This window comes from Parendozoicomonas sp. 2304DJ65-17, from assembly GCF_058148445.1.
The window spans coordinates 51,653-78,103 of the sequence record NZ_JBYVJV010000005.1 but is presented as its reverse complement, the minus strand read 5'-3'; the positions used below and the strand labels follow the sequence as shown (position 1 = coordinate 78,103).

At 48.4% G+C, this 26,451-nt stretch carries 22 protein-coding genes and 1 tRNA gene; 13 read left to right on the top strand and 10 right to left on the bottom strand.

Going from position 1 to position 26,451, the window contains the following annotated elements; genetic code table 11:
- Window positions 1-188: 188 nt before the first annotated feature.
- The 6 genes from purL (at window position 189) to ACY2RR_RS14005 (ending at window position 7,994) form a co-directional block, all read left to right on the top strand.
- Window positions 189-4,109: a phosphoribosylformylglycinamidine synthase gene (gene purL / locus ACY2RR_RS14030; RefSeq protein WP_490108780.1), complete on the top strand. Its 3,921-nt coding sequence runs from the start codon at window positions 189-191 to the stop codon at window positions 4,107-4,109.
- Between the two features lie 372 nt (window positions 4,110-4,481).
- Window positions 4,482-4,955: an outer membrane lipoprotein gene (locus ACY2RR_RS14025; protein WP_490108779.1), complete on the top strand. Its 474-nt coding sequence runs from the start codon at window positions 4,482-4,484 to the stop codon at window positions 4,953-4,955.
- 143 nt (window positions 4,956-5,098) lie between these two features.
- Window positions 5,099-5,419 (top strand): hypothetical protein, encoded by a 321-nt coding sequence (locus tag ACY2RR_RS14020; protein ID WP_490108778.1) that lies wholly within the window; start codon window positions 5,099-5,101, stop codon window positions 5,417-5,419.
- Window positions 5,385-6,272, top strand: a complete 888-nt coding sequence (locus tag ACY2RR_RS14015; RefSeq protein WP_490108777.1) for a sulfurtransferase — start codon at window positions 5,385-5,387, stop codon at window positions 6,270-6,272. The genes ACY2RR_RS14020 and ACY2RR_RS14015 overlap by 35 nt, the downstream gene beginning before the upstream one ends.
- Window positions 6,273-6,344: 72 nt before the next feature.
- The gene (locus ACY2RR_RS14010; RefSeq protein WP_490108776.1) at window positions 6,345-7,382 is read left to right on the top strand and encodes a hypothetical protein; all 1,038 of its coding nucleotides are present in this window, start codon (window positions 6,345-6,347) and stop codon (window positions 7,380-7,382) included.
- A 123-nt stretch (window positions 7,383-7,505) separates the two neighbouring features.
- Window positions 7,506-7,994, top strand: coding sequence for a YbjN domain-containing protein (locus ACY2RR_RS14005; protein ID WP_490108775.1), 489 nt, complete (start codon window positions 7,506-7,508; stop codon window positions 7,992-7,994).
- Here the strand turns inward: ACY2RR_RS14005 and ACY2RR_RS14000 are convergent.
- Entirely contained in the window at window positions 7,983-8,246 is a 264-nt protein-coding gene (locus ACY2RR_RS14000) for an ACT domain-containing protein (protein WP_490108774.1), read from the bottom strand. The genes ACY2RR_RS14005 and ACY2RR_RS14000 overlap by 12 nt on opposite strands.
- A 441-nt stretch (window positions 8,247-8,687) precedes the next feature.
- On the opposite strand from ACY2RR_RS14000, the gene ACY2RR_RS13995 reads away from it, so the two are divergent.
- The 4 genes from ACY2RR_RS13995 (at window position 8,688) to ACY2RR_RS13980 (ending at window position 13,209) form a co-directional block, all read left to right on the top strand.
- Entirely contained in the window at window positions 8,688-10,049 is a 1,362-nt protein-coding gene (locus ACY2RR_RS13995) for a class II 3-deoxy-7-phosphoheptulonate synthase (RefSeq protein WP_490108773.1), read from the top strand.
- 139 nt (window positions 10,050-10,188) lie between these two features.
- A tRNA-Pro gene (locus ACY2RR_RS13990) sits at window positions 10,189-10,265 on the top strand.
- Window positions 10,266-10,744: 479 nt separating this feature from the next.
- Entirely contained in the window at window positions 10,745-12,295 is a 1,551-nt protein-coding gene (locus ACY2RR_RS13985) for an amidohydrolase (protein ID WP_490108772.1), read from the top strand.
- 143 nt (window positions 12,296-12,438) lie between these two features.
- On the top strand, window positions 12,439-13,209 hold the full coding sequence (locus tag ACY2RR_RS13980) for a putative porin (RefSeq protein ID WP_490108771.1): 771 nt from the start codon (window positions 12,439-12,441) through the stop codon (window positions 13,207-13,209).
- A 129-nt stretch (window positions 13,210-13,338) separates the two neighbouring features.
- On the opposite strand, the gene ACY2RR_RS13975 is transcribed toward ACY2RR_RS13980, so the two are convergent.
- From ACY2RR_RS13975 to ACY2RR_RS13965, 3 genes are all read right to left on the bottom strand, one after another.
- Window positions 13,339-13,887: a TetR/AcrR family transcriptional regulator gene (locus ACY2RR_RS13975; RefSeq protein ID WP_490108770.1), complete on the bottom strand. Its 549-nt coding sequence runs from the start codon at window positions 13,885-13,887 to the stop codon at window positions 13,339-13,341.
- Window positions 13,888-14,065: 178 nt separating this feature from the next.
- Complete coding sequence (locus tag ACY2RR_RS13970; protein WP_490108769.1) at window positions 14,066-14,920, bottom strand: hypothetical protein; 855 nt, start codon at window positions 14,918-14,920, stop codon at window positions 14,066-14,068.
- Window positions 14,921-15,062: 142 nt separating this feature from the next.
- A complete protein-coding gene (locus ACY2RR_RS13965; protein WP_490108768.1) occupies window positions 15,063-17,108 on the bottom strand; it encodes a hypothetical protein in 2,046 nt (681 codons plus the stop codon).
- Between the two features lie 415 nt (window positions 17,109-17,523).
- Here ACY2RR_RS13965 and ACY2RR_RS13960 point away from each other — a divergent pair, with 415 nt between their 5' ends.
- Together ACY2RR_RS13960 and ACY2RR_RS13955 are read left to right on the top strand one after the other, a co-directional pair.
- Window positions 17,524-18,024: a LabA-like NYN domain-containing protein gene (locus ACY2RR_RS13960; RefSeq protein ID WP_490108767.1), complete on the top strand. Its 501-nt coding sequence runs from the start codon at window positions 17,524-17,526 to the stop codon at window positions 18,022-18,024.
- 88 nt (window positions 18,025-18,112) lie between these two features.
- The gene (locus tag ACY2RR_RS13955) at window positions 18,113-18,751 is read left to right on the top strand and encodes a hypothetical protein (RefSeq protein WP_490108766.1); all 639 of its coding nucleotides are present in this window, start codon (window positions 18,113-18,115) and stop codon (window positions 18,749-18,751) included.
- 55 nt (window positions 18,752-18,806) lie between these two features.
- Here the strand turns inward: ACY2RR_RS13955 and ACY2RR_RS13950 are convergent, their stop codons facing one another.
- From ACY2RR_RS13950 to ACY2RR_RS13925, 6 genes are all read right to left on the bottom strand, one after another.
- Window positions 18,807-20,810, bottom strand: a complete 2,004-nt coding sequence (locus ACY2RR_RS13950) for a PhoX family protein (RefSeq protein WP_490108765.1) — start codon at window positions 20,808-20,810, stop codon at window positions 18,807-18,809.
- Window positions 20,811-20,992: 182 nt separating this feature from the next.
- Complete coding sequence (locus tag ACY2RR_RS13945) at window positions 20,993-21,910, bottom strand: 5-oxoprolinase subunit C family protein (protein ID WP_490108764.1); 918 nt, start codon at window positions 21,908-21,910, stop codon at window positions 20,993-20,995.
- Window positions 21,911-22,609, bottom strand: coding sequence for a 5-oxoprolinase subunit PxpB (gene pxpB / locus ACY2RR_RS13940; protein WP_490108763.1), 699 nt, complete (start codon window positions 22,607-22,609; stop codon window positions 21,911-21,913).
- On the bottom strand, window positions 22,606-23,358 hold the full coding sequence (locus ACY2RR_RS13935; RefSeq protein WP_490108762.1) for a 5-oxoprolinase subunit PxpA: 753 nt from the start codon (window positions 23,356-23,358) through the stop codon (window positions 22,606-22,608). The genes pxpB and ACY2RR_RS13935 overlap by 4 nt, the downstream gene beginning before the upstream one ends.
- Window positions 23,359-23,457: 99 nt before the next feature.
- Window positions 23,458-24,375: a tetratricopeptide repeat protein gene (locus ACY2RR_RS13930; protein WP_490108761.1), complete on the bottom strand. Its 918-nt coding sequence runs from the start codon at window positions 24,373-24,375 to the stop codon at window positions 23,458-23,460.
- Between the two features lie 239 nt (window positions 24,376-24,614).
- Window positions 24,615-24,818: a hypothetical protein gene (locus ACY2RR_RS13925; protein ID WP_490108760.1), complete on the bottom strand. Its 204-nt coding sequence runs from the start codon at window positions 24,816-24,818 to the stop codon at window positions 24,615-24,617.
- A 450-nt stretch (window positions 24,819-25,268) separates the two neighbouring features.
- Between ACY2RR_RS13925 and ACY2RR_RS13920 the strand changes: the two genes are divergently transcribed.
- A complete protein-coding gene (locus ACY2RR_RS13920; protein WP_490108759.1) occupies window positions 25,269-26,435 on the top strand; it encodes a DsbA family protein in 1,167 nt (388 codons plus the stop codon).
- Window positions 26,436-26,451: the final 16 nt, after the last annotated feature.

The following is a 26,451-nucleotide window of genomic DNA, read 5'->3' as shown; positions in this document are numbered from 1 at the left end:
TTACCTGTAAAGATTCGTTACCTTATTTGACACGAAATGGCGGTTATAGTCGCTCATACTTATGTATTGGTTGAAAAGTGGTGGGAATGTAGTCTGAGACAGGGGTTTATGCTGGAGAGACTGCCATGATCCCTGTATTATACGCGCTGCTCGCAAAACTGACCTGAATTTCAAGGATCATGCCTCTGATGGAGATTTTACGCGGTAGTCCCGCTCTCTCCCCGTTCCGTGCGACAAGGCTGTTAAACACCCTAAAACAGCATGTCCCGGCCATTCGTAGTGTGTATGCAGAGTTCTTGCATTTTTCTGACCTGCATGACCCCAAAACTTCCGGAAAAGAGTGGACCAGTGAACACCAGAGAGTGTTGGGCCAGCTTCTGGAATATGGTCCCCGCAGAGTAAGGCAAGAGCCAGAAGGTCATCTGTTTCTGGTTACCCCTCGCCCTGGCACCATTTCACCCTGGTCCAGTAAGGCTACGGATATAGCCCACAACTGCGGTTTAACGGCCATTCATCGTCTGGAACGGGGCATAGCCTATACCATCGACAGCACATCACCACTCACCCAGGATGATGTGACCAAAGTCGAATCTCTGCTCCACGACCGCATGACAGAAATTGTGCTTTCCAGCCCGGAAGAGGCTGCACAGCTGTTTCAGGAAGCTGAACCCGCTCCTCTGGCGCGTGTTCCTGTACTCGACGAAGGTCGAAGTGCTCTCGTAGAAGCGAACCAGGCTCTTGGCCTGGCTCTGGCGGAAGATGAAATCGATTATCTGCTGGAAAGCTTCTGCAAGCTGGAGCGTGATCCCAGCGACGTAGAGCTGATGATGTTTGCTCAGGCAAACTCAGAGCACTGTCGCCACAAGATTTTTAATGCTTCCTGGGATATCGATGGCGAAGCTCAGGACAAATCCCTGTTTGCCATGATTCGCAATACCTACCAGATGAATTCTGAAGGTGTGCTTTCGGCTTACAAGGATAATGCTTCGGTAATTAAAGGCTGGAAGGGCGGACGCTTCTTCCCGGATGCTGACAGCCGCAGCTACGGCTACACTGAAGAAGATATTCATATCCTCATGAAGGTGGAAACCCATAACCACCCAACCGCCATTGCTCCATGGCCCGGTGCTTCTACCGGCTCCGGCGGTGAAATTCGTGATGAAGGCGCGACTGGCCGTGGCGGTAAGCCCAAGGCTGGTTTGACCGGATTCTCCGTATCCAATCTGAAAATCCCTGGTTTCACCCAGCCATGGGAAGGGGATTACGGCAAGCCGGATCGTATTGTTTCAGCCCTCGATATTATGATCGAAGGCCCACTGGGTGGTGCTGGTTTTAACAATGAATTCGGTCGTCCTGCGCTATGCGGTTACTTCCGTACTTTTGAAGAGGAAGCCAATGGTCCAGCTGGCCGCGAAGTTCGCGGTTATCACAAGCCCATTATGATTGCCGGTGGCCTCGGTAATATCCGTGAGCAGCACATTGAAAAAGGCGAATATCCTGCGGGCAGCCAGCTGATTGTTCTCGGTGGCCCGGCTATGCAGATTGGCCTTGGTGGTGGCGCGGCTTCCTCTATGGCTTCCAGCACCGGGCAGGAAGATCTGGATTTTGCCTCCGTTCAGCGGGAAAACCCTGAAATGGAACGTCGCTGTCAGGAAGTGATTGACCAGTGCTGGCAGCTGGGTGACAAGAACCCCATGCTGTTTATCCACGATGTGGGCGCGGGTGGTCTTTCCAATGCTCTGCCCGAGTTGATCAGTGATGGTGGCCGTGGTGGTAAATTCGAGTTGCGTAAGGTTTTGAATGACGAACCTGGCATGAGCCCTCTGGCGCTTTGGTGTAACGAATCTCAGGAACGCTATGTTCTGGCTGTAGCTCCCAAAGATTTGGCCACTTTCGAAGCTATCTGTGAACGTGAACGCTGCCCATACGCAGTTGTTGGTGAGGCCACTCAAGAACCTCACCTGCTGGTGAACGATGAACATTTTGATAATCAGCCAGTAGATATGCCGCTTGATGTTCTTCTGGGCAAGCCGCCACGTATGCATCGTAGCGTTGAGCGCAAGAGCTTTGAAGCCTCTGAGTTTGATACTTCCGGGCTGGATCTGGCAGAAGCTGCTGAACGTGTACTGAAGCTGCCAACCGTGGCCAGTAAGAGCTTTCTGATTACCATTGGTGACCGAACAATTACCGGTCAGGTTGCCCGTGATCAGATGGTTGGCCCCTGGCAGGTTCCGGTTGCAGACTGCGCTGTGACCACCAGTGGTTTTAATTCCACCACCGGTGAAGCCATGTCCATGGGCGAAAGAACGCCGGTGGCACTGCTTGATGCCCCTGCATCTGGCCGTATGGCTGTGGGTGAAGCTCTGACCAATATCGCATCTTCCCGGATCAACGAATTGAAGGAAGTGCGCCTGTCGGCAAACTGGATGGCCGCAGCCGGTCACCCCGGTGAAGATGAGCGTCTGTATGACACGGTGAAGGCCGTTGGTATGGAGCTGTGCCCTGAACTGGAAATTACTATTCCGGTGGGCAAGGACTCTATGTCTATGCGCACAACCTGGCAGGATGATAACGAAGACAAATCCGTAACAGCGCCATTGTCTTTGGTGATTTCCGCTTTTGCTCCGGTATCCGATGTTCGCCAGTGTGTAACGCCGGAACTGCGTACCGATAAAGGCCCTACTGACCTGCTGTTGATTGATCTTGGTCGAGGCAGGAATCGTCTGGGTGGTTCCGCTTTGGCTCAGGTTTACCGTGAAATTGGCGTAGAGCCAGCTGATCTGGATGAGCCTCAGGATATGAAGGCCTTCTTCCAGGGAATTCAGCAACTCCTGAGCGAAGAGAAAATCCTGGCTTACCACGACCGTTCTGACGGTGGTTTGTTTACCACTCTGATGGAAATGGCTTTTGCTGGTCATACCGGTATTCAGGTGGCTCTGGATAAGCTTGCAGACAGCAAAGATCAGCTGATCCCGGCGCTGTTCAGTGAAGAGCTGGGTGCTGTTATTCAGGTTCGTAAGCAGGACAAGGGAGCGGTGAAAGACTGTCTGGCCAGCTTTGGCTTGTCTGGCTGCGTACACACCATCGGTGAACTGGCTCCTGAGCAGAAGGTGTCTTTCACCTTCAAAGGCAAGTCAGTCCTACATGGTAATCGTATCCGTTATCAGCGGATGTGGGCGGAAACCAGCTATCAGATGCAGGCTCTGCGTGATAACGCCGAGTGTGCCCAGCATGAATTCGATAATCTGCTGGATGATAAAGATCCCGGTCTCCACGCTTCTGTATCCTGGGATATCAACAAAGATATCGCTGCTCCTTACATCTCGACAGGTGCTCGCCCGAAGGTGGCAATCCTGAGAGAGCAGGGTGTTAACGGCCATGTTGAAATGGCGGCAGCCTTTGATCGTGCCGGCTTTGATGCTGTTGATGTTCATATGAGTGATCTGATCAGCGGTAAGCGCAGTCTGGAAGATTTTCGTGGAATGGTGGCCTGTGGCGGCTTCTCTTACGGAGATGTTCTTGGTGCTGGTGGTGGTTGGGCCAAGTCTGTGCTGTTCCACAATCAGGTTCGTGATGACTTTGCTGGCTTCTTTGATCGCCGGGATACATTTGCCCTTGGGGTGTGTAATGGTTGTCAGATGCTGTCCACAATCCACGAGCTGATTCCTGGAACAGAATATTGGCCGCGATTTGTCCGTAACCGTTCCGAGCAATTTGAAGCCCGTGTGGCAATGGTTGAGGTGCAGAAGAGCTCTTCCATCTTCCTGCAGGGGATGGAAAAGGCACGCCTGCCAATTGCTATTGCCCACGGCGAAGGTCAGGCTGAGTTCTCTGTAGACTCTGACCGAGCCTCACTGTCTGAAACTGGTCAGGTGGCTTTACGCTATGTGGACAACCACGGCAAGACCACAGAACGCTATCCGTTCAACCCCAATGGTTCTCCGGAAGGTATTACCGGTTTAACCAGCAAGGATGGCCGGGTAACTATTATGATGCCTCACCCGGAGCGGGTATTCCGTTCCGTGCAGAACTCCTGGCACCCTGATGAGTGGCAGGAAGATGCGCCCTGGATGCGGATGTTCCGCAATGCCAGGGTTTGGGTGGATTAACTATCCAGAGGTTACAAAAAAACCGAAGCCAAGCTTCGGTTTTTTTGTCTCTGCTGCTATGGAATTAGGCGTTAAACACCAGCATCCATGCCGACAGGGCAAGAGTTAGCAAAGAAAAGGTAAGCAGCAAGGCTTCCCGCTTGCTTAAAGAATCGTCCATGGATACTTCTTCCAGATAAAGCTGACAAATTGGTCAGGTGGTGATTTTACCCGTATTTGTTGCCGAAACAATGCCGTATTTTCTGCAAATGTAGGCTTTTTGGGCAAATTTCACCCTGACGTTTTGCCTGTTTGTCATCCCCGAATTGAACCTACACTGAGAGAAGAGCGTCCAAGGTGGGACGTAGGTTTATCTTGATATGGAGGTTCTTCATGAAATTGTCCCGATTCTTTTCTCTGGTTGCTGCAGGAGCCCTGACGCTTCTCCTCGGGGGGTGCTTAGCAGACCTGACGGGAAGCAACTATGACCGGGGTGAAGCCCGGACTACTCAAACTGTTCAGTTTGGTGAAATTGTTGATATTGAAACAGTAAAGGTTGATGGCACACAGTCTGGCGTAGGTGCTGTTGCGGGTGCGGCCACAGGTGGTCTGGCTGGATCAACAATTGGTGGTGGCAAGGGCAAAGGTCTGGCAACAATTGCCGGTGCAGTTGCTGGTGGCGTGCTAGGAAATTATGCCGAGCGTAAAGTTACTGAAGGTAATGGCCTGAATCTCACGGTTAAGTTGGATAACGGCAGTTATATCTCAGTTGTCCAGCAGGTGGAACAGGGTAACAGCTTCCGTGTTGGCGACAGGGTGAAAGTCTACAGTCATGGGCGCACCAGCCGGGTTGTTCGCAGTAATTAAGTTTCAATCTTTTGATTTAGGTGTCAGGCCGAGAAGTGGCTTTGGCACCTCATTCCTCTCTTTAAATGCCTCTCTGTTCTTGCTGCCGCCATAAGGCAGGCCTTAAACTGCCAGTTCTGGTGGCTTAGAGGTTGGAGTAATCAATGAACAGGGAAACACGGCTGGCTATTGGCATTGTTGCAGGAGTGATTGTTCTTGCAGCAGGTGGCTTCTGGTTTATGTCTGATAAGAATGAAGAGTTTGTTGAGACTCCTCTCCCGGCTTTTGAAGAGCCACCGGTGCCCGCCTATCAGGAATACAGTGACGAAGATAAAAAGATTTTTGATTCTGATGATATGGCCGGCGACATGACCCGCATTATCGTTAAGGATTCTGCTTCAGCTGATGATATTGATGTCGGCCAGGTGCTGACTGGCAAAGTAATCATTGATGATCAGGTGGTGCAGCAACCTGTCGCTCAATAACCCGGTTTCTGAGGTTGGTATGTCGGTATTGATTGATGCGGCTACATTGGCCGAGTGGAGCGATAAACCGGAGCTTGTTGTTTTCGATGTTCGTTACAGCCTGCAGGATTCAGAAGCAGGGCAACGAATGTATGAGCAAGGTCATATTCCCGGTGCGCAATACGCCAGTATTTGCAAAGATCTTTCTGGAGAAATTATTCCTGGAAAAACCGGGCGGCACCCTCTGCCAGACAGTGATAAGTTTGTTACTTGTATGCAGAACTGGGGAATGACCAAGAACAGCTGTGTTGTGCTTTATGATGACGGCAGCCATTTTATGGTGCCTCGCATGTGGTGGATGTTCTCTGTCTGGTTTGGCCTTTCTGATATTTATATTCTTCATGGTGGCATCCGGGCCTGGGAAAAGGCTGGCCATCCTCTGAGTACTGATATTCCAGTTGTTGAAAAAACGGACTTTTCTCCTGTTGCCAATAGTAGTTACCTTGTTCAGGCTGATGATGTTCTTCCTTTTGTTGAGCAGGGTGGTGTATTGGCCGATGCACGGGCTCTGGAGCGTTTTCTGGGGAAAGTGGAACCTCTGGATAAGGTTGCAGGGCATATTCCCGGAGCCGTTTGCCAGCCATGTTCGGAGGTTGTTGACAGCGATGGTTTCTTTCTCGAACCAGAAAAGCTTCAAGAACTGTTTTCACCATGGCAAGGGCGGGATGTAGTTTGCTATTGCGGCTCAGGTGTTTCGGCCTGCCAAAATATACTGGCAATGACTCTGGCGGGGTTGCCACTGCCTCGGCTGTATGCGGGATCGTGGAGTGAGTGGATTACCGATGCCTCTCGACCGGTGGCAGCCCGGTCATAATGGTCAATGGCTGTTCACAGATAACTCATAATAATAAGAATAACTACGGGGCATCAGGGCAGAGGAAAATCTGTGGCAACAATCTTCGAACCAAAACAGCACAGCAAAACCCTTCTTCTCTGCTTAATATTTTTGGTGTTGGCAGGTTGTGCGCAGCAGCCTGTACCCGAGCATATCAATCGGGCTCCCGCGAAGCTCTGGCAATCCAGCTCCTTGGAAGGCTTGCTCGGCTCAGTGCAGGAAATTGTGACAACGGGAACTGCCACTTTTGCCAACCTTGATAGTGATGTCTCTCTTCTTCCATCTGAAATCAGCCGTTACAGTCGCGAAGGTATTCAAACCTTTGCTTCTAAAAAGGGAACTCAGGGAGAGTTGCTTGAGAAGGTTGTTTTGAAAGGGGCGGTTCCAATCAAAAAAATAGATTGGAAAGATGGCGTACAAACTCTTAAGCAGTCTTTTCGTTACAACCCTGGTGGTGACTTGGTAACTATTGAGCCTCCTACAGTAGAAGATGCCAGCGGTGCCTGGATTGGTCCGGGAAGTCTCAGTTACGCCACTGGCACAGCTTTGGATGGACGACAGGCTGACTTTTTCTATGGCGGTGATTTTCGGATGATTCCTGGTAGTCGGCGTCAGGCCAGCAGTCCTTGCTGGTCTGTAGGGTATCTGGGGAACAAAGTACTGTTAAAAGCATGCGACAATTCTCGTTTGCGAGTGCAGATGTTTGATTCTGAAAAACGGATAATCGAACAACGTGAAACTGCTGGTGTACCGAAAACCTTATCGGATAAAACCCTGCTTGAAGGTGAAGCTCTATGGGTGGAACAGTGGCAGCGTAATGGGGAAGGGAGGGTTAATCGCTATACCCGTCATGAAGGCGAAGAACTAACTGATATAACGTACACCTACAAAAGCGGGCAGTTGTTAAAAGAGCGAGAAGAGACGTTTGTTGATGGTCGTGTAGAAAGTATTACTGAAAAGCATTTTTCGAATTATAAGTTAGACGATCACGGCAACTGGATTGAGCGGAAAGCTAAAATGCTGTCTGGTAAATCCTCCTTATCTTTAAAGCAAAATGAAGAGTGGAAGCGACGTATCACCTATTATTAGCAGGCGGTGTTATCCATCCACACTATAACGCTAAAGTCGTATATCTGTGGCGTTCCTACTATCGCTATTGGTAGCTGTTTCCAGTAAAGTTCCGGTTTTGCTGCTTTTTCGAGAATTCCTGCTATGCACGATTTGCTGATACCGGATGTAGCCTTGCTGGAAACATGGCTGACGGAAACCGGTTATGAATCTTATATCTGCGATCAGTGCAGCGGTTTGCATGTGTCTGCTCTGCAGAGCATGGATGGAATACTCGACAGTCGTCTTTTTATTGAGCCTTGGGGTGTTATGTTCACCACTGAGCTGGATATTCGTAATGCGGCAGTTCTGGCTGTTTCGGCAGACCTGATGCGTCTGAATATGTCTTACCCGACCCTGAAGTTGTTCCTCAACACGCCGGATGATGCTTCTCCTATGCTGGTGGCTTCGGCATCTATTCTTACCACTCAGGGAATGACTGTTCCTCAGTTTAACGAGTACTTTGCCGTCACCCTGGAAACTGTGCGTCAACTGCTGCAAGACTGCCAGCAGTCACAATACCTGTTCCAGGGAGAAGATGAGCGGATGATGTTCCCTGAGCCTGAAGACGGTGTGAAGCCATCACTGCATTGATGGCCTGCGCTCAGGGCTTTTCCGGCAGGGTGTCAGTGAGCGGATATCGCTCTCCTGCAGCAGAGAGATGATCAGCGTGTTCTGGCTGTTCCCTCCGGAAACATGCAGGTCAATATTGTACTGATTGCGTCTTGTGCACAGAGACGCAGTAAAGTTATCAACATCAAACCCGCCACTGCGACTGTTATTCAGAACCCGTTCAAGACATCCGGGAGTGTTGGAAGCTATCAGCTTTAGCCGGTACTGGTTCATTGGTACATCTCCTGCCTGAAAATCCGTTAAGTCGTTGTAAAACCGCGTATAAGAAAAAGCCCCCGGACCTTTCGGTGCGGGGGCTTTTTTTGGTTTCTGTTTTCTTTAGACTGCAACCAACCCCCGGCGAATGATCTTAATAATCATACCGGTCATACCTTTTTTGCCGTTCAGGCTAGAGGTGTGGGTGGAAAGAGTCATTGCTTCAAAAACCTGCAATATGTTCGATTTCAGTGAATAGTATGCCTCAATCAGAAATTTCACAAGAGTAATAGGCGTTTTGTTAGGTATTTTAACTGAAATTGTTAGTTATAAACTCGGCCTGCCTTTACTGACTGTTATCAAATGGTAAGGTAACGTCACTATAGTTCACTACAGTAGCTATTTAGATCGCAGTTATTGACTGCGGCGGAATTTTTATATTTGCGGGAGTATTTGCCAATGTCCCTGTGGACACCTGATAGCTGGAAAAACCATACAGCACTGCAGATGCCAGAGTACCCTGATGCGGCAAAATTGCAGCAGGTGGAAGAACGTTTAAGTAAGCAACCACCTCTGGTGTTTGCCGGTGAAGTTCGGGCACTGACTGATCATCTGGCCAGTGTTTCTGAAGGAAAATCCTTTTTGCTCCAGGGTGGAGACTGCGCTGAGAGCTTTGCCGAGTTTAGCGCGGTCAATATTCGGGACACTTTTAAAGTTCTTATGCAGATGGCGGTGGTGCTCACTTTTGGAGCCAGCTGCCCAATCGTGAAAGTCGGCCGTCTGGCGGGTCAGTTTGCCAAGCCCCGTTCTAAGCCTACAGAAACCCGTGATGGTGTTGAATTGCCGACTTATCGCGGCGATATCATCAACAGTAATGAATTTACTGAGTCCTCCCGTATACCTGACCCAGAACGTATGATGGCAGTGTATCATCAGGCGGCTTCTACTCTGAATCTTCTCAGAGCGTTTGCCCAGGGTGGTCTGGCTTCACTGGAGCAGGTTCATGCCTGGAACCTGGATTTCGTCAATGCTACTCCGGAAGCTGTGCACTACCAGCAGATGGCAGAGCGTATTGATGAAACCCTGGCCTTTATGCGTGCCTGTGGAATTACCGGAGAGAATAGTGCCGCTATTCGGGAAACCAGTTTCTACACCTCCCATGAAGCTTTGCTTCTGCCGTATGAGCAGGCACTGACTCGCAAAGACAGCCTCACCGGTGACTGGTACGACTGCTCCGCCCACATGCTCTGGATTGGCGATCGTACACGTCAGCCAGATGGTGCTCACGTGGAATTTATGCGCGGCATTCATAATCCGGTTGGTATTAAGGCTGGCCCAACCCTGCCACCCGATGAACTGATTCGACTGCTGGATTTGGTTAACCCTGAAAACAAAGCAGGTCGTGCCACTGTTATTGTGCGCATGGGAGCGGATCAGGTTGAAAACGGCTTGCCTGACTTGATTCGTGCTGTAGAAAGGGAAGGGCGCAATGTGGTGTGGAGCTGTGATCCTATGCACGGCAACACCATTACCGCCGGTAACTACAAGACTCGCGACGTAGGCTCTGTTCTGAAAGAAGTGCGTCAGTTCTTCTCAGTGCATCGTGCAGAAGGCACTTATGCTGGTGGTGTTCATTTTGAAATGACCGGCCAGAACGTGACTGAGTGTATTGGTGGTGCCCATAAGGTGACGGAAGAAACCCTGAAGGAACGCTACCGTACCCATTGCGATCCACGGATGAATGCTAACCAGTCTCTGGAAATGGCGTTCCTGATTGCTGACACCCTGAAAGAGTGCCGTAAAGACTTGCGGGGCGAGTGATACCGGGTGGGCAACCTATGGAAATATCATGGGTTGCCCGCTTTTGAGAGAGGATGTTTTTAGTCTCTTTTTTCTCTGTAAATCTGGCAGCAACTGCCTTGAAAAGCACGGGGCTCATTTGTAGTATCCAAAGCAGTGTCGGCGAGTGGCGCAGTCTGGTAGCGCACATCATTCGGGTTGATGGGGTCGGAGGTTCAAATCCTCTTTCGCCGACCAAATTATTCTCATATCAAACATCATTCAACGCTGTATACACTGGCAAAATAGTCAGCTCGTTTTCTTTGTTCAGTCCTGAACTCTTTTGATATTTTGATAATTACCCCTTCCTGACATGGGCAGCTTGCCTAAGCTTTCTCCTTGGCTTAAGACAATTCTGTTTCTGTGGCACTTCTCCCCAGCCCCAAGTTCTTACTCTTTAGTAAACGGTCGTGGTCGTATATCTACCAGTCAGACTTATCAGAGTTAGGCAATCCATTGGATCAATTAAATACTGTTGTATTTATATTTAAATACAACTATATTCAAAGCGCAATTTCTCAATCCTCCCTTGTGTAAGGGCAATATTCCAACCAAACAAGAGATATAAAGTGATGATAAAGCGTTTGTTGCGGTTCACAGCGCTTACCGCTGTGAGTTTAGGGATTACAGCATGTTCGCAGCACTCCCAGATAAGTGATACTCCATCGGCAAGCCTGGTGCTAACTAACGGACATGTGTATACCGCTGACCCGAAAAACCCAACAGCTGAAGCAATCGCTATCCGAGACAATAAAATCGTAGCTGTCGGTTCATCTGAGGAAATTCTTGCTTTTGCAGGTCCTGAAACTCAGCGGGTTGACCTCAAAGGCAATTTTGTTACACCCGGCCTGAATGATGCCCACTACCATTCCTTCTCAAATGCTCCGGTGGGCCATCAACTGAGCTTGCCCTGGGAGCCGGATTGGAAACAGGTGTTGGCTGCTGTTGAACAAGCGGCAAAAGAAGTGCCTGAAGGTACCTGGATTACAGGCTTGGCCGGTGTCGATGTTATTGATGATATAACGGCTGACCGTTATTCCCTCGATAAAGTAGCACCCAATAATCCTGTTTATATTTCTACTTGGTTCAGCCATGGAGAAATTATGAATACCCGAGCTATGGAAGAGTTTGGAGTTAAGGAAGATGCATCGGATCCTCTAGGCGGCTGGTTTATTCGTAATCCTATAACAAACAAAATATCAGGAAAGTTCCATGAATATGCACAGTGGCCACTGAGAAGAAAACTAATCGATCTGAACCTTTCCGATGAAGAACTGACCCGCCTGATCAAGGAAGAATCTGATCGACTTGTTCGCTGGGGTATCACATCGATTCAAGACATGCCCATTATCACTCCTGAGCGTTACCTGCGTCTGATTAATGAAGCAGACTTGCCTATCCGCATACGTTATATCCGTATGCCGACAACGACTCCTGAGGCGAGAGATGTTGAAGAGTCCGCCAACGTGCCTGAACATCCTTTTGGCAATTCATTGATCACAGCTTCAGGCACGAAGTGGTTCCTTGATGGTACACCGATGGAAAGGGTGGCTGCGACTAATAAAGATTACGCAGATAAACCCGGCTGGAGGGGCAGGGTATTTTTCTCTGGTAGCCAGATTGAAGAACTGTTGAGTAAGCAGGATGAATGGCGTAATCAGTTGTTACTCCACTGCCACGGAGGTCGCTGTTCACAGAATGTTATGGATGGAATGGAAGCAGTTGCTGACACTGGCTGGCCTGCAAAACGTCTGCGTATTGAACATGGTGACGGTATCACTGGAAAGCAGATAGATCGGGCGGCAAAGCTAGGTGTTGTGGTGGTTCAGCAACCTCACCACCTGATTCTTGCTGACATATTCAAGACTCGCTATGGCAGAGATACAAACTATGTTCCATTGAAATCCCTGATTGATGCTGGCGTTCCCCTGGCTTTTGGCACCGAAGGCCTTGAAAGCCCCTATGCTGCTTTTGCCTATGCTGTGAATCACCCGCTTGATGCCAAAGAGTCTATCACTCGCGCCCAGGTGATTGATGGTTTCACCAGCCAGGCTGCGTTCAGTGAGTTTAAAGAAAACAATAAAGGCCAAATCAAGACAGGCATGCTTGCTGATATAGCGGTTCTTTCCCAGAACCTGCTTTCTGCCCCAGTTGAGAAACTGCATGAAACAAGCAGCCTTCTCACCATTATTGATGGCAAGGTTGTCTACGACGCCGGTCAACTTTAATAATTCGCTAACCGAACAGCTGGCAAACCACCTTCCCTCCAGAGGAGGTGGCATTTTACTGCATATGTCCAGCCACGAAATTTAACTACCTCCATAGCAACTGCTGAACAGCAGAAGTACTTTCTACTGAAGGTAAAGATCACATGAATAAATTATTGTCGGTTGCCCTGTTATCGTTAGTGGTAACACCAGTGCTTGCACATCAGTTTGAAGCAAGCGTTAACTATGCGAGAACTGATGCTGAGCTTGCCCACACATCTTCCGGAAATTCAGATACGGATCGAACTCTGGCAGGATTAACCTATTACTTCTCACCACTGCAATACGATGAGGGACCATGGGCTCTAGCTCAATTCTATGGGCGCAACTCCAGTATCAGTGCTTCCTACGGTGAGGGGGAATATAAGGGCCGGTCTTCAACGCTGGATATAAGCAGTACGGTTATGGATGCACGCTTTGTTGATGCTGATACCGGATGGATAGTTGGAGGCAGCTATATCAAGATACCTGTAGACGACCATTCTGAACTCAAGAAAAAAACAAGCAGCCTGACTGTCGGCAAATATTTTATGCCTACCTCAACTATCTCGCTTGGTTTCAGTAAGGTTCAAGATAAACACAATGGTGATTCATCTACCGTAAAACTATCCAATTTTCATTCTGAAGAAATTACGGATACCAGCTTCTTTGATGGTGGGCTCTCTGTTGGCTACACAGATAGAGACAAGGCCGCTGACGGTTTTATGGTAGAGCTGGCGTCTAACTATTACCCAGCAAAACATGCCTCTGTCGGTTTGTTCGGTAGTTATGAAAGGAGTAGTGATCAGAGAAAGGCTGTTTATGGAGGCGTTGCGGAGTTATTACCTTTCTCAAAGTTTTGCTGTGGACGCTATGTACGCCTTAATGAATCTTGATAATAAGAAAGGGATTAATCCGGATGCTGATGCGAGAAGCTTTCAGGTTGGCGCAAAATTCCGTTTTTGAATAAAAACTTTGTTGCGCCTGTTAAGTATTAAGTACAGGCGCAATGACAAATATATTGCTTATAGTTGGGTTTGGCTCATTAAGTGATCCATATCAGAAAAGATCTCTTCCCACTCCTCATCGCTGAACTTAAGAATGCCAATGGATTTCACTGCAAGAATGGATTCGCACATTAAAAACATCAGTCGGCGATGGCGGCCGTTGCTGGTTGATGTATCTATGCGGTCCAGATGTTTTTGAATCCAGGCCCGTGCCCAGGCACGACGCTCTTCTGATTGGGTCATAAGAGTCATCATTGCGGCATTGCGCTTTGGGTGCCTGGTGTGTAACTCCCTGGAGGCTTGCAAAAACAGCATCAGTGGGTCAGCCTCTTCTGGAGCTGAGTCCCAGGCAGCCTTAATCAATCCATCAAGCTCCTGTGACCAGCGATCAAAGAGTGCTCCGACAAGCTGTTCTTTAGTACCAAATGCTGACTGAATCCCTCCCCGGGAAACTCCGGCAGCTGTCGCTACAGTACCGATAGATAAAGCATGGGCACCCTGTTCAAAAATGACCAGTTCAGCAGCGTTGAGCAGAACATCTTTGTCCAGTTTTTTGTACCTAGCCATGCTTACTCCTTATGGCGCTCAATGTTTAAGGTCATCGAAAGAATACCAAATAGTCAGATTGATATCCCATCGAATAAGCTTATTGGCATGGCTACTTTATGAGTAATAACCAGACGTAAACCACAACCTTCTTTTTCTTCCAAAGGGGCAAGGTATCGCGGCTTTTATTTGGGGGGATTTACCTCCAGCTTCGCTGTTTTCTGATCTCCCCTTGAGTCTGCTGTACTATCTTCTTAGTCATAGCACTTGATTGGTTAAATTCTTCTTTGGTGAGCAGGGTTATACTGAAAAAGATAGTGTCATTTTTTTGCATCTCTTTTATCTGACTCGATAGTCGCTCCTGAAATATTCCATGTCTTTCGAAAGCTCCCTTTGAATCTTTGCAACTAAAGCAGTCTGTTTCTGTGGTCAAAACTCCCGCTGCTGGTAACGGCAGTCCGCTATGAAGAGCCATTTGGAGTAATACATCTGTTGCCAACCCTTTTGGCGCATAGAGAAAGGTCTCAGGAGGTGGTGGTGTTTTTGATTTTGGAAGCCGGTATAGATGATGTGTATAGAGGTAATCTGGTTCTGGGTGGTCAATATCAATCATCATCACAGAGTCCTGAAAGCGTCGTTCTGGATTCAGAGGAATGGAATGGTGGTTGGTAAAAACTATCTCATGCTCATTATTTCCCGGGAAAAACGCGCGTAGGTTTTCTGGTGTTGTATTCACAAATGTTGGCCAGATAACCAGCTGACCGTTGTGCTCATGCCAGATGACAGAAACGTCTACAGTGGTGTCATCATCTTCTATGGGAAATCTCATTACCGGAGAGGCGTTTGTACCTTTAAGATTTTCTACCTTAATTCCGTAAATAAAACTGCGGGATTCTGGATCCGGATAAACACCGGCCTTCATAAGGTATCTGGGAGGAAGTTCTTTGGGCGTTTCAGTCTGTTCGCCTTGGTTAGCAGAAAGTGAACCGCTCAAGAATCCCAGTACAAAGCCTGTAAGACTTAATGAAAGGCAGTATCTGGCGTTGAAAATCATAGCCCCATTCTCCTGGACAAAGTGCGAGAGAGGAGGGTTATAGTCCATGATAAAAAGGCTTAAGACTTACAGTTACAAAAATCTACTTTAAGTCCACCTGTTGTCTCAGCAAGGAAACATAGCTGCAACAGTTGGGGGCTTCCTATAGAGGTGCTGGTTTTTCCTGTGTTGGTAGGGCTTTTTTCGCCAGAGGTATTGCGACGAGCTCTGGTATCATCGCTTGGTACTTTTTTCCTGCCTGCTTTAAAACTCTCCAATCTCTGACTTTCATCTGTCTCGCTCTTCGACTTTTCATTCTGGAAATGCGAGTTCTTACAGAGCGCACCTTATTTTTAGAACAGAACACGTATTGGATGTCTGTACCTAGCCGGGCGGGGCGTGGTAACAACTTCTCAGTTGCTCGTTTTAGAATCCGATCACCCGGCAGGGTGCTTGAGGCAACAACCAGTCCAGTATCTTTATTAGCTGTGCGGAAAGGCCAAGAAGTAGCTTCGACGGTTTGAGATGATGTTGCTTTTCTTAGCATAGACATTGATTCACAGACAGCATCGATTCTCCTCTTTACATTACCATCCTCAAAATCTTCGAGGAATTCTTTTGAGCCAATTCCGAACATAGCAGCGTTATAGCATCTTTTATTATATTTCTCTGTCGATAGGTACTCCATTGAGCTATCCAGATAAGCAAGAATTGACTTGATATCTTCCCTTTTCTCTTCAGGTATTCCCTTCCCCATCATTTGTAAGCGGGTAGTTGCTATAGCAAGCTTATTGAGCATTTGGCCGTGACTTCTCGAAACACTCATTACGTCGCTAAAAATTGAACACTGAGGATATGTGTCAGGGCGTTTCGTTCTTGATAGTTTCTCTTCATTGAGCCAGCTCAGAACATCATCAATTTCAGATAATAGCGTTTGCTCTGTTGGCAGTGTTCTTTTCATGGCAGCGTAATTTAAGCACATGTCTACTGAAGCAAGTTCAGCACTGGATAATGCTGTAGCATTTATGGAGGTTTTATGTGAGTCGATTATCTCTCCAGACCAAGGAACAATACCCTGATCCATTAAGTATCCACGAGGTAGCATTAATCCTGCGCAATCATCACACCCGTTTAAGGTTCGGCTATTAGTGCCATGTAAGAAAAGAAGATCTAGCCCTATGCTCTTGTAGCCGGGGTATTGTCGAATTCTCGAGTTGATCAGAATATCTTGGCAATCATCAAAAAAAGCAACTAAATCAGGGGTTGATGCACCACATATTCTCGATCCGCAAAGTGGGTAAAAAATGGAGGCAAACATTGCTTGATCGTTCGGGAATGTATGCAGATCAGGTATGTCCTCGTCAGGGACTGAAATGACTTCTGGTGTGGATGTAGTTATGGCTTCATGATAAAGGTTCCAGTGTTTCTTGCATTCTAGATAGTGTTTACTCTCAGGAGAGCCTGATAGAAGGGTGCATAGTTTTTCGATGTTACAAGCTAGTTGATCAAATACTGCATTTGCGGGCTCCGGTTCAGGCAAATGCAAAGCTCTTATTCTTTGCCAGCGAAGATATGCGCGTAGAATCTTGGCATTGTCTTTTACAGTTTTAAGTGCCTGCTCTGTTGTTAGGTTACCCTCTACTAATAGTTTCCATTGCTCTTGACCTCGCTGAATAGCTCCAGAACGCTCTTTAAATGCATCCACACATGTATCCAATTTGGCTTGTAGTACTTCTTCTGGCTCTCCTACGCTTGGAGCGCCTATATGGACAATGCAAGAATCTACCACGTGCAAGAGTTCAAGCATGTCATCAGTTGTTAGTCCTGCTCGAGCACTCATATCCATCAGTAGCTCCCAAGCTTGGCCTTCAGTTAATTGATTTTGACCGAATGAAAAGAGAAGCCCCCACTCTGGCAAAATTCGAAGGACTTTCTGGGCTTCTTCTGGGAGCGCTTCTTCTTCGAACCATTTATCCATGAGGGCCAGATACCGCTCTTGAACTTTTTCAGAAAAAATGAGGCCCGCTGATGGAGAGTCTCCTTCCTGTTGGCTTATCCGAATATGGCTGGCCTGATAGGCCAGTATTGCTATTTTCAGAATCTCAGGGTTCAAGCTCGTACATTCTGTGCGAATACTTGAAAGGTGAATGTCTATTTGACGACTTGATGCGGGTAAGTTATCTCCTAATATCTCAGAGAGTTCACTCATTGTTTGACGTTGTACTACGATAGGCTGTCCCTCGACACTGGTTGCTGAGTCGAGGCGAGAACTACAGGAAGGTTCAGAAGTACGGCCTTCTTGCTGGCTGGATAATTGTTGTATGGGTGTTGAGCTTCTACAGGGTCTTCGATGATGACATGAGTGTTGCACATCTTTCGTTGGGGCAAATGATTGTCTGGCCTTTTCAGCTGTCGAGTCGTATCGGTGGGTTAAGGGGGTGGCCATAGGAATCTTCTCCCGACTTCAGGTGATGTTTATTGCCTCCCCATTACAATTCTCGGTATATGATCGTAATCCGTGCTGAACTGCTCATGACGAAACAGTCCATTTAAGTAACAATAATGCTTAAAACGTTATGGGAGAGAGCCTCCTTATCGCTGGATAAATCAGGTAAGGAGCCGTTATGACAAATTCAATTGATACGGAAGAGCGGGTGGTTTTGCTGGTGGATGTGCAGAATATTTATTACACCACCCGACAGATTCATCGTTGCAACTTTGATTTCAATGCCTTCTGGGCCAAAGCCACTGCAAATCGCAAGGTGGTAAAAGCCATTGCTTACGCCATAGATCGTGGTGATGAAAAACAACGGCAGTTTCAGAATATTCTCAGAGCCATCGGTTTTGAGGTGAAGCTGAAACCCTATATCCAGCGTTCCGATGGTTCTGCCAAAGGAGACTGGGATGTGGGTATTACTCTCGATGCGATGGAGTATGCTGACAAGGCAGATGCTGTGGTACTGGCTTCTGGTGATGGCGACTTTGATCTTCTGGTAGCTCGTTTGCGAGAAAAGTTTTGGGTGCATGTTGATGTTTATGGGGTCAGAGAACTGACCGCTACGTCTTTGATGTGCGCCGCTACGCGATTTGTTCCTATAGAGGGAGATCTTCTGCTCAACCGATAACCTGCCGGGTTGTGGTCCGATCCAGTTGGTTGGAATTCTGTACAACTTCTATAGTGGGAGCTTGCAATTCACCCTTGAGGTGGTCGTTGTGAGACTTCCCCACGCAGTTTCTCTTTCCTTGTTTAGTCTTGCCTTTGGTTCTTTGTCGACAGCCACAACGGCAGGGTATGTTGATTGTTATGGCAGTTTAACGGACCAGCTCTGTTTCCGTGTCTGCGAACATTCTGTCTGGAAGCTGGCCGATAAAGGTTTGAAAGTTCATACAGGCGTAGTTTCCGAGAGCAATGAGAGCTCTTTTCTGGCTGAGGATCATAACTCCCTTGGCCCGAAAGTGACCGTAACGCTCCAAAACAAATCTTCCGGTGAAACCTGCTCGATGACGCTTCAGAAACACAGCCGGTTCTGGCCGAAGTTATCCAAACCTGTATCGGTTACCGATAACACCTGCAGCCAATATGGCGCGAAGAATGATGCGACGCTGGATATCTGCTTAACCGCTTCACTGATGTTCCTGTTCTCGGAAGTTGAGCGTTTTGATACCCGTACAGATGGTCATGGTTTATGTCTGCGGGATGGTTTCTATGTGCCGGGTTTTGAAGATGGAACGGGTTCGGGAATCGTGACTTTTAACCCTGAAGGCGGGCAATGCCCTGACCCAGAAGGGGAGAAGGTGAAAACAATAGATATGCAGCGGAGTCGGGAAGCGCTTCAACTGGCACCCCTCTGAGATTGAGCTCAGAAGGGTGCGACTGGGTTAAAGTTCTTAAAATGTGGCGGTGTTATCAGGTTCCGATAACGCCGCCATCATTTTTAGTGATCAACACGGTGGTTGAACGTGGGCGGGTTTTACCATCGCTGGCTGGGTAGCTGAGGGCAGGGTGTTGAACATTGACCCACATGCTGCGGCCATCAGGTGTTGTGGTTACACCTGTGATCTCACAACCTCTTGGGCCAACCATGAAGCGCTTCACTTCGTCGCTGGCTGGGTCACAGCACAACATCTGGTTAGTTCCCATGTTCACGTTCAGGTCTTTCTTGTCGCCGTAGTCCGTTTGAATCCACAGGCGGCCATCAAAGTCGAACCAGAGACCATCGGGAGAAGAGAAAATATCGCCACGAATATTGCCGATATGGTTCTGCTTCACAGCACTGCCATCGGCCAGTGTAGCCCCAGGGCGGTCACCGGCGAGCAGGAACATTTCCCAGTTGAAGGTTGTGGCCGTTGGGTTAGCATCCATTTCATTAAAACGGATAATCTGACCGTGGCGGTTATCTTCACGGGAGTTGGCCGCATTGGCTGGCTGATCATCCTTTTTGCCGCGGTGCTTGTTATTGGTCAGTGTTACAAACACTTCACGAGTCGTTGGGTGAACGGCAACCCATTCTGGGCGATCCATAGTTGTAGCGCCAACAATATCTGCCGCGCGACGGGCGTTAATCAAAACGTCAGCCTGACTGAAGAAACCATTACGACGGGTTAAACCACCTTGGCCGAATACCAGCGGCATCCACTCACCTTTGCCATCTTCATGAAACGCAGCGGCGTAGAGAGTGCCGTTATCCAGAAGTTCTGAATTGGCAGCCTTATTATTGGGTTGATAAGGTTTGTCGGCGACAAACTTGTAAACATATTCGCCGCGGGTGTCATCGCCAAAGTAATAGGCCAGACGATTATCGTCGCCTAAAGAAAGAGTGGCGCATTCACGCACCAGGCGACCCATAGACGTACGCTTCTTCGGTGTGCTGGCAGGATCAAAAGGGTCAATCTCAACAACCCAGCCAAAACGGTTTGGCTCATTCACATAGCCGCCGTGAGCCATGCCTTCATCCAAAGTGGCATTAAAGCGTGGCTCAGCCGCATCCCAGCTGTAGTACTTGGCATTCTTGCCTTGGGCAACACCGTAGCGGTTATGGGACGTACGGGTTTCATAGTCCTCTTTATTGCGGTTTACGAAGTAGTTCTTCCAGTTCTCTTCGCAGGTCAGGTAAGTGCCCCAGGGCGTGACGCCCATGGCACAGTTATTCAAAGTACCGAGAACAGACTTACCGGAAGGGTCAGCAGCGGTTTTCAGGGCATCAAGGCCAGCCGCTTCACCAGTCAGCTCCATTGGCGTCATGCCAGTAATACGACGGTTGTATTTGGAATCAGTAACGTGCACCCAGTTACCGGAAGAATCCTTCTTCACTTCAATAATACTGACACCGTGGGCAGCCATCTCTTTGCGTACTTCATCACGATCACGCACAACCTTGCCATTTCCGTCGGTCATCTCAGTCATGCCGTTGGGGTGGATGGTCTGGTTGATGTACTCATGGTTCATTACCAGCAAACCATGATTGTTTGGATCGCTGTCAAAAGGGAAGAACCACATACCGTCATGGTTCTGGCCGGCCTGCTTCATCTGGTCCTGCCAGGTGTTAGAACCATCAGCCTTCCAGGCTGGTGCGCCTTTCTCTACAGGGTCACCCCAGGAGAAGAACGCCTGAGCGGTATAACCTTCGGGCACGGTCACGGAATCAAAAGTCAGACCTTTTTCCACAGGGATTGGTTTGAAACCAATTGTTGGAGCAACCGCTGTTTTACGAGTTGTACTGCAGCCCGCTGTGCTCAGCAGTGAACCACCGATAAAGCCAGCCATGGCCAGACCAAGACCGCCTTTCATAAAGTTACGGCGCCCCTCCTGAACCAGGTTGTTCAGGTTTTCATTGGCAGAAGTATTATCAGGAGTGTCGTCTATCGCTTCGAGCTGCGCATGATATTCATCATGAGATTTGGCTTTGATCATTATGCAATCCTGACGGCGGTTTAGTGTTATTGTGTTTTGTTATCGTTAGGCAATCAGCATCCTATTGCGGTTTTGTTGCACCGATCTTTCTGAAAGGTTTCATTTGTGTGACAGGGGGCGATATTGGCAAGCCAGAGTGCGTTGAGATGCATTAATCTCTGTGGCTTGGGGAGGATGAAGAATCAGGTTGCGAAATAACGTTCGAACCTGATCCATTCTTCTGTTGCTTCTTCTCTGGTTATGGCTTCAAAGCTAATGTGCGTTCCCGCTCTGCACTGAGCCAGCAAACTGATCGAACGTCGTGTCAGGCAACCTATTTTCGGGTAACCACCGATAGTTTGCCGATCACGCATCAGGATAACCGGCTGCCCGCTTGCTGGTATTTGTATAGCACCGCAGGCTATGCCTTCCGATAGGAGGTCTGGGATAGAGTGATTCAGTTGAGGTCCTTCAAGCTGACAACCCATACGGTTTGATTTATTGGATACTTTGAAAGTCCGGTTGAAGAATATCTCTCTTAACTCAGGAGCAAATAAAGAGTTCTGATAACACTCAATCACTTCAAGACGCTGTGGATAGGAGTAATCGGGAATAAAGCGGAAAGGTGTCATAAAGGCGATCTCAGGCTGGTGACACCGTTCTTTTTGGACTTCCAGTGTCTCTCCATCCTCCAGCTTTCTGCCAAGGTTGTTACGCATAACTGTTGAGCAGCTGCCTAATTGTTCTTTCGCCACAAAACCAGCAGCTACTGCCAGATAGGCATAATTCCCTGAGCGTGCAGCTTGAAAACTAAGTTTGTCGCCGGCTTGAAGTTGATGAGTTGACCAGTTGTGAATACTGATGCCATTAATCGTTGCGGACATATCTGCACCGGTAATGGCAATGGTCATTGGCACTTCCGCAATAAACTCTGCCATTCCGAGAGCAATTTCCAATACTGGTGCATTAACTGGGTTCTGGAGAAGGTGGTTCGCCCATCGGCTGGCATGTTCATCGGCAGGGCCTCCTTGGCTCAGGCCTTGATGTCCATACCTGTAGCGGCCGCTGTCTTGAATCAGGCTTTGAAATCCCGCTTTTATAATTCTCAGACCATGTGGCATTTAATTGTTTTCCTGCGGGATTTGACCACCCATGGCCAGGAAGTCATTTTTTGATATGGGTTGGAAGCGAACTTTGTCGCCTACCTTGAAAGGTGTCATCGGTTCTTTATCGGGATCAAATAACGGCAAAGGGCAGTTGCCAATAATCTGCCAGCCACCGGGAGAATCTTGCGGGTACACAGCGGTTTGTATGCCTGCAATACCAACACTGCCTTTCGCGACTTTGGCTCTTGGGTGCTTGTGGCGGGGTAGTTCTATTCGGGAATCAACACTGCCCAGAAATGCAAAGCCGGGAGCAAAGCCAATAGCACAAACCCGGTACTCTTTATCGCTGTGAATAGAGATAAACTCCTCTACAGTGAGCTGGGTTTTCTCGACTGCAGTGTTTAAATCTGGAGCAACATCAGAGTGATACCAGGTTGGTAGTTCAATCAATTTTCCTGCGTTGTAATCTGGTTCCGTATCCAGTGTGTTTGCAATAGCGCTTATCTCTCTCGACAATGTGAGAAAGTCGATTCGCAGTAGGTCAAATTGGATGAAAATAGAGGTGTAAGAGGGAACAACTTCTATTAGCTTATCACCAAGCTCATTTCTCAGTTGCTGGCTGATAACGCCTATGGATACAGTGAGCTCGGTTTGAATAGAGTCGGAAAAATAAATAATCAGAGTGTTTTCCGATACTGCTTCGATTCGGATCATAACTGCAGACTTTTCTTTATGGCGTGTATAACAGCGACAGCTTCTGGGTTATCGCCATGGACACAGAGAGTGTCGGCTTGAATAGGGAGTGTCTTTCCCTCAAGTGTTGTGACTGTGCCTTGTTGGGCAATCTGCTGGACCTGTTTACAGATATCTTCCGGGTTATGGTGAACAGCACCTTTTTGAGTGCGTGGCACCAGCTGGCCAGAGTTGTCATAGGCGCGGTCTGCAAAAGCTTCCTTTATGACTTTTATATGATGCTGCTCTGCCAATTTTAAATAGTGGCTATTGTTGGCACTGGCCTGAATAACAAGGGCAGGTTTTTCTGGTAGGGCTTTGCAGCATTCAAGCAAGGCGAGGAATACCTCTTCTTTCGCCATCATATCGTGATAAAGAGCACCATGGGGCTTAATGTATCTGATGCTGGTTCCAGCCTGAGCACAGAGAGCACTGAGTGCTCCTGCCTGATAGAGGGTCAGTCGAGTAATCTGTTCGGGAGTGTGAGGGATTGTTCGGCGGCCAAACCCCTCTTTATCGGCATATCCAGGGTGAGCACCTATTTGAACGCCGTGCTCAGCTGCCAGTGCCACTGTTCTGGCCATAGTGTCCGGATCAGAGGCATGGAAACCGCAGGCAATATTGGCCATATCAATCGTCGGCATGGCCAGCTCATCACTACCCATAACCCATGGCCCAAAGCTTTCGCCCATATCGCAGTTCAGCAGGAGTTTCTTGGCGGGAGTCGTCACAATATTCCCTAACAGGATTGGATAATTATTATGGAAGGATTTTGTGGGATTGGCAGGAAATGAGCAAGAGCCACCCTAGGGTGACTCTTGAGTTTGGAATTAAACGCCGTGACTACGGTTCTGGCGTTGAATGGTGTCGATAATTGCTTTAGCGCTGTCCTGAGCTTCGCGGAACTCTTCTTTGGAAAGTTGTGCTGTTACCTTCTGCAGAGGCTCCATAGCCGCTGAAAAACCACCGGCCAGTGCAACTGTCAGCCAGGCGGCAGACTGTTGTAGATCCTGATTGTCTTCACTGTAACGGGCATGAAGAACGCCTAACAGGAATTGCGCTTGAGGGTTGCCCTGGAAGGCGGCCTGGCGTGACCAGTCCATAGCCATATTTGGGTCAACGTCAGTGCCCAGACCTTTGGCATAAGAAAGACCAAGGATCAGTTGGGATTTAATGTGCCCCTGCTCACCGGCTTTGGTAAACCAGGAAAGCGCTTCTTTTGCGCTTGGCTCCACCAGGTCACCGCCAGAACGGTACATTTGTCCCATCAGGTACTGGGATTCTGCCAAACCATTGTCTGCTGCAGTTCGAGTCCACTTCAGAGCAGTTTTGTAATCCTGATTTACCCCTTCACCGTGGGCATACATCAGGGCCAGGTTATGCTGGGCGTGGATATGATCCTGTTCAGCGGCCTTCTTGTACCATTTTACTGCGCCGGGGTTATCTTCTGCCGTGCCTTGCCCCATATCCAGCATAACGGCGAGATTGTATTGGGAGTCGGCATGACCATCGGTGGCGGCCTGGCGGAACCAGTCGAGAGCTTTGGTCTCGTTTTTCCTTGTTCCCAGCCCCTGACTGTTCATCTGGCCCATAAGCCACGCCGCTTCTGCGTTGCCATCTTTGGCGGCTGAGCGGCATTGGATAAGGGCATCCGCGTGGGAATTGCTTTCAAACAGGGACAAACACTGCTTGGTGTCAGCTAAAGCCACGCTGGAACTGGTGAGGAGGGCAAGAATCAAGTACTTCATGGTCTACTTCCTTGTGAACGAGAGAATGCTCGGATAAGTAAGACCTTCGGCCGTTATGAAGTCTGCTGAATGGTTTTTACAGGCCAAAATGAGGTGGAAGTCAGCTTTGCTGGTTCATCGTGTAAAGAGGGGTGAATTGCTGAAGGCTGAGGTCAAAAAACGGGCAGCAATAAAGTGATAGGGGGCGGGGTTATAGAAAGCAAAGCCGCAATGTTTTGCGGCTTTGTTATTAAATCGGTTCAGGCACTGCGAACCCTATGGGAGGAGAGTTTGCGCTTTTTGCCCGGCGGAGCTTCTGGCTTTTCCATAATTTTCTCTCTGGGGAGTACTTTATAAATCTTTCGAAAGTACTCGGCTTCAACCCGCACAGGGTCGAGGCTTGGAAGTTTCACTCCAATACGCTGGAGATAAGCGATCATATGACTAATTTTTGGCTTGCTCATAACTGCTCCGAAAGCAGTAGTCCATTACCGAAGCTACGCGCCTGCCACTGCTTCAACACTAGGTGAAGGTGATTCTCTGCAGTTGGCGAAAGTAGCCTATTCCCTTTGAATGCTGTTTTTTTTGACGGGTAGCAACAAAGCGCTTACTCAAAACAGCAATTGCATAAAGCATGCGCTGTGCCAATTTTTTTACTGCTTCAGTTTGCATTCCTGAAAGCGTGGGCGTAGCGCAGTTTTGTGAGGTGAGAAGTATCAGGGGTCTTTGTTACTGAGATATGACAGGAGGGTTACAACGTTGTTGTCGGTATGGGTGTAACAAAATGAGTGCTACTTTCCGGAACAGAAGGGTAATGTTTTATCTTCCGGTAACAGTTCGAAGTGCTACTTCGGCCACAGATATTATCAGATTGGTCTGGCATGATCTGAGAAAATAAAAAGCAGGGCGTTACAGTGTTTCAACTGCGCAAATATATTCAGCCGTATGGCGCATCATTGTTGTCATCAGCAGGATTTAATAAATTTCTAAACCAGCTCTATGGTTTGCCCCGAACGCTCAAAAGGGCAACACCTGTCGTTGAAGTCTTTCTTGATCGAAACGATCCCTATAGCCAGCTGGTTGCGCAGGTTCTGCCGGATTTGCAACAGAGATTCAATATAACCCTGAAGGTTTGGGAAGTCAGCCAGCAGAAGGCCGAGATGTTTCCTGAGCTGGAGCTCTGGAATCAGAACGCCGCTAAAGATGCTGGCGCACTGGCGAAGTTGTACGGTCTGGAGTCACCATCACCAGCTCATATTCCTGAAATCGCAACCAGCATAAGTGAAGGAGAGAAACGTCGGAGCAAACTTGGGCATTATCTGGCGGCCATGTTCTGGTTTGAAGGTGAATGGTTCTGGGGAATTGACCGGCTGGACCATCTTGAGCGCAGGTTGCTGGCGGTTGGTTGTCAGAAGAATCCGGCTGACACTGTGTGTTTCAATCTCACTGCGGCTGGAAGCTATAAAGGTACAGCCAATGATGTGATGAACCCCAGCCAGCCACTGGTTTTTTATTTTTCCATGCGTAGTCCTTATTCCTACCTTGCCCTTGAACGTGTGACTGCGCTGGCGGAGCACTATCAGGTGCCTCTCGATATTCGACCCGTGTTACCCATGGTGATGCGTGGTGTGCCGGTTCCATCTCAAAAGAAGATGTATATCTTTCGTGATACCTGCCGGGAAGCTAGAAAACTGGGCATTGATTATGGCCGTGTAGCAGATCCGTTAGGTGTTGGCGTTGAAAACTGTTATGCGCTTTTTGACTTTGCCCGGAAGCTGGGGAAAGGAACGGAACTTTTGCTCGCTTATGCCAGAGCCGTGAATGCACAGGGGGTGCATTCAGATACAGAAAAAGGCTTACAGTTTATTGTTAAACAAGTTGGGTTGAACTGGAATGAAGCCAAGCCTTGGTTGCAAAAAGACGACTGGCGACAGTGGACTGAAGTTCATCGGCAGGAACTTTATCAGGCTGGCCTTTGGGGAGTGCCAAGCTTTACTTATGGTGAAGGGCGTTCCTGCTGGGGGCAGGACAGGCTATGGCTGATAGAGCAGTGGTTTTTAGAGCCTGATAAGGGAATGTAAGCCTCTGTTACCAAAA

What these genes read in the sequence shown, in the direction of transcription:
- purL (WP_490108780.1), top strand. Translation starts at nt 189, where the DNA reads ATGGAGATTTTACGCGGTAGTCCCGCTCTCTCCCCGTTCCGTGCGACA.
- ACY2RR_RS14025 (WP_490108779.1), top strand. Translation starts at nt 4,482, where the DNA reads ATGAAATTGTCCCGATTCTTTTCTCTGGTTGCTGCAGGAGCCCTGACG.
- ACY2RR_RS14020 (WP_490108778.1), top strand. Translation starts at nt 5,099, where the DNA reads ATGAACAGGGAAACACGGCTGGCTATTGGCATTGTTGCAGGAGTGATT.
- ACY2RR_RS14015 (WP_490108777.1), top strand. Translation starts at nt 5,385, where the DNA reads ATGATCAGGTGGTGCAGCAACCTGTCGCTCAATAACCCGGTTTCTGAG.
- ACY2RR_RS14005 (WP_490108775.1), top strand. Translation starts at nt 7,506, where the DNA reads ATGCACGATTTGCTGATACCGGATGTAGCCTTGCTGGAAACATGGCTG.
- ACY2RR_RS14000 (WP_490108774.1), bottom strand. Translation starts at nt 8,246, where the DNA reads ATGAACCAGTACCGGCTAAAGCTGATAGCTTCCAACACTCCCGGATGT.
- ACY2RR_RS13995 (WP_490108773.1), top strand. Translation starts at nt 8,688, where the DNA reads ATGTCCCTGTGGACACCTGATAGCTGGAAAAACCATACAGCACTGCAG.
- ACY2RR_RS13980 (WP_490108771.1), top strand. Translation starts at nt 12,439, where the DNA reads ATGAATAAATTATTGTCGGTTGCCCTGTTATCGTTAGTGGTAACACCA.
- ACY2RR_RS13975 (WP_490108770.1), bottom strand. Translation starts at nt 13,887, where the DNA reads ATGGCTAGGTACAAAAAACTGGACAAAGATGTTCTGCTCAACGCTGCT.
- ACY2RR_RS13970 (WP_490108769.1), bottom strand. Translation starts at nt 14,920, where the DNA reads ATGATTTTCAACGCCAGATACTGCCTTTCATTAAGTCTTACAGGCTTT.
- ACY2RR_RS13965 (WP_490108768.1), bottom strand. Translation starts at nt 17,108, where the DNA reads ATGAGTGAACTCTCTGAGATATTAGGAGATAACTTACCCGCATCAAGT.
- ACY2RR_RS13960 (WP_490108767.1), top strand. Translation starts at nt 17,524, where the DNA reads ATGACAAATTCAATTGATACGGAAGAGCGGGTGGTTTTGCTGGTGGAT.
- ACY2RR_RS13950 (WP_490108765.1), bottom strand. Translation starts at nt 20,810, where the DNA reads ATGATCAAAGCCAAATCTCATGATGAATATCATGCGCAGCTCGAAGCG.
- ACY2RR_RS13945 (WP_490108764.1), bottom strand. Translation starts at nt 21,910, where the DNA reads ATGCCACATGGTCTGAGAATTATAAAAGCGGGATTTCAAAGCCTGATT.
- pxpB (WP_490108763.1), bottom strand. Translation starts at nt 22,609, where the DNA reads ATGATCCGAATCGAAGCAGTATCGGAAAACACTCTGATTATTTATTTT.
- ACY2RR_RS13930 (WP_490108761.1), bottom strand. Translation starts at nt 24,375, where the DNA reads ATGAAGTACTTGATTCTTGCCCTCCTCACCAGTTCCAGCGTGGCTTTA.
- ACY2RR_RS13925 (WP_490108760.1), bottom strand. Translation starts at nt 24,818, where the DNA reads ATGAGCAAGCCAAAAATTAGTCATATGATCGCTTATCTCCAGCGTATT.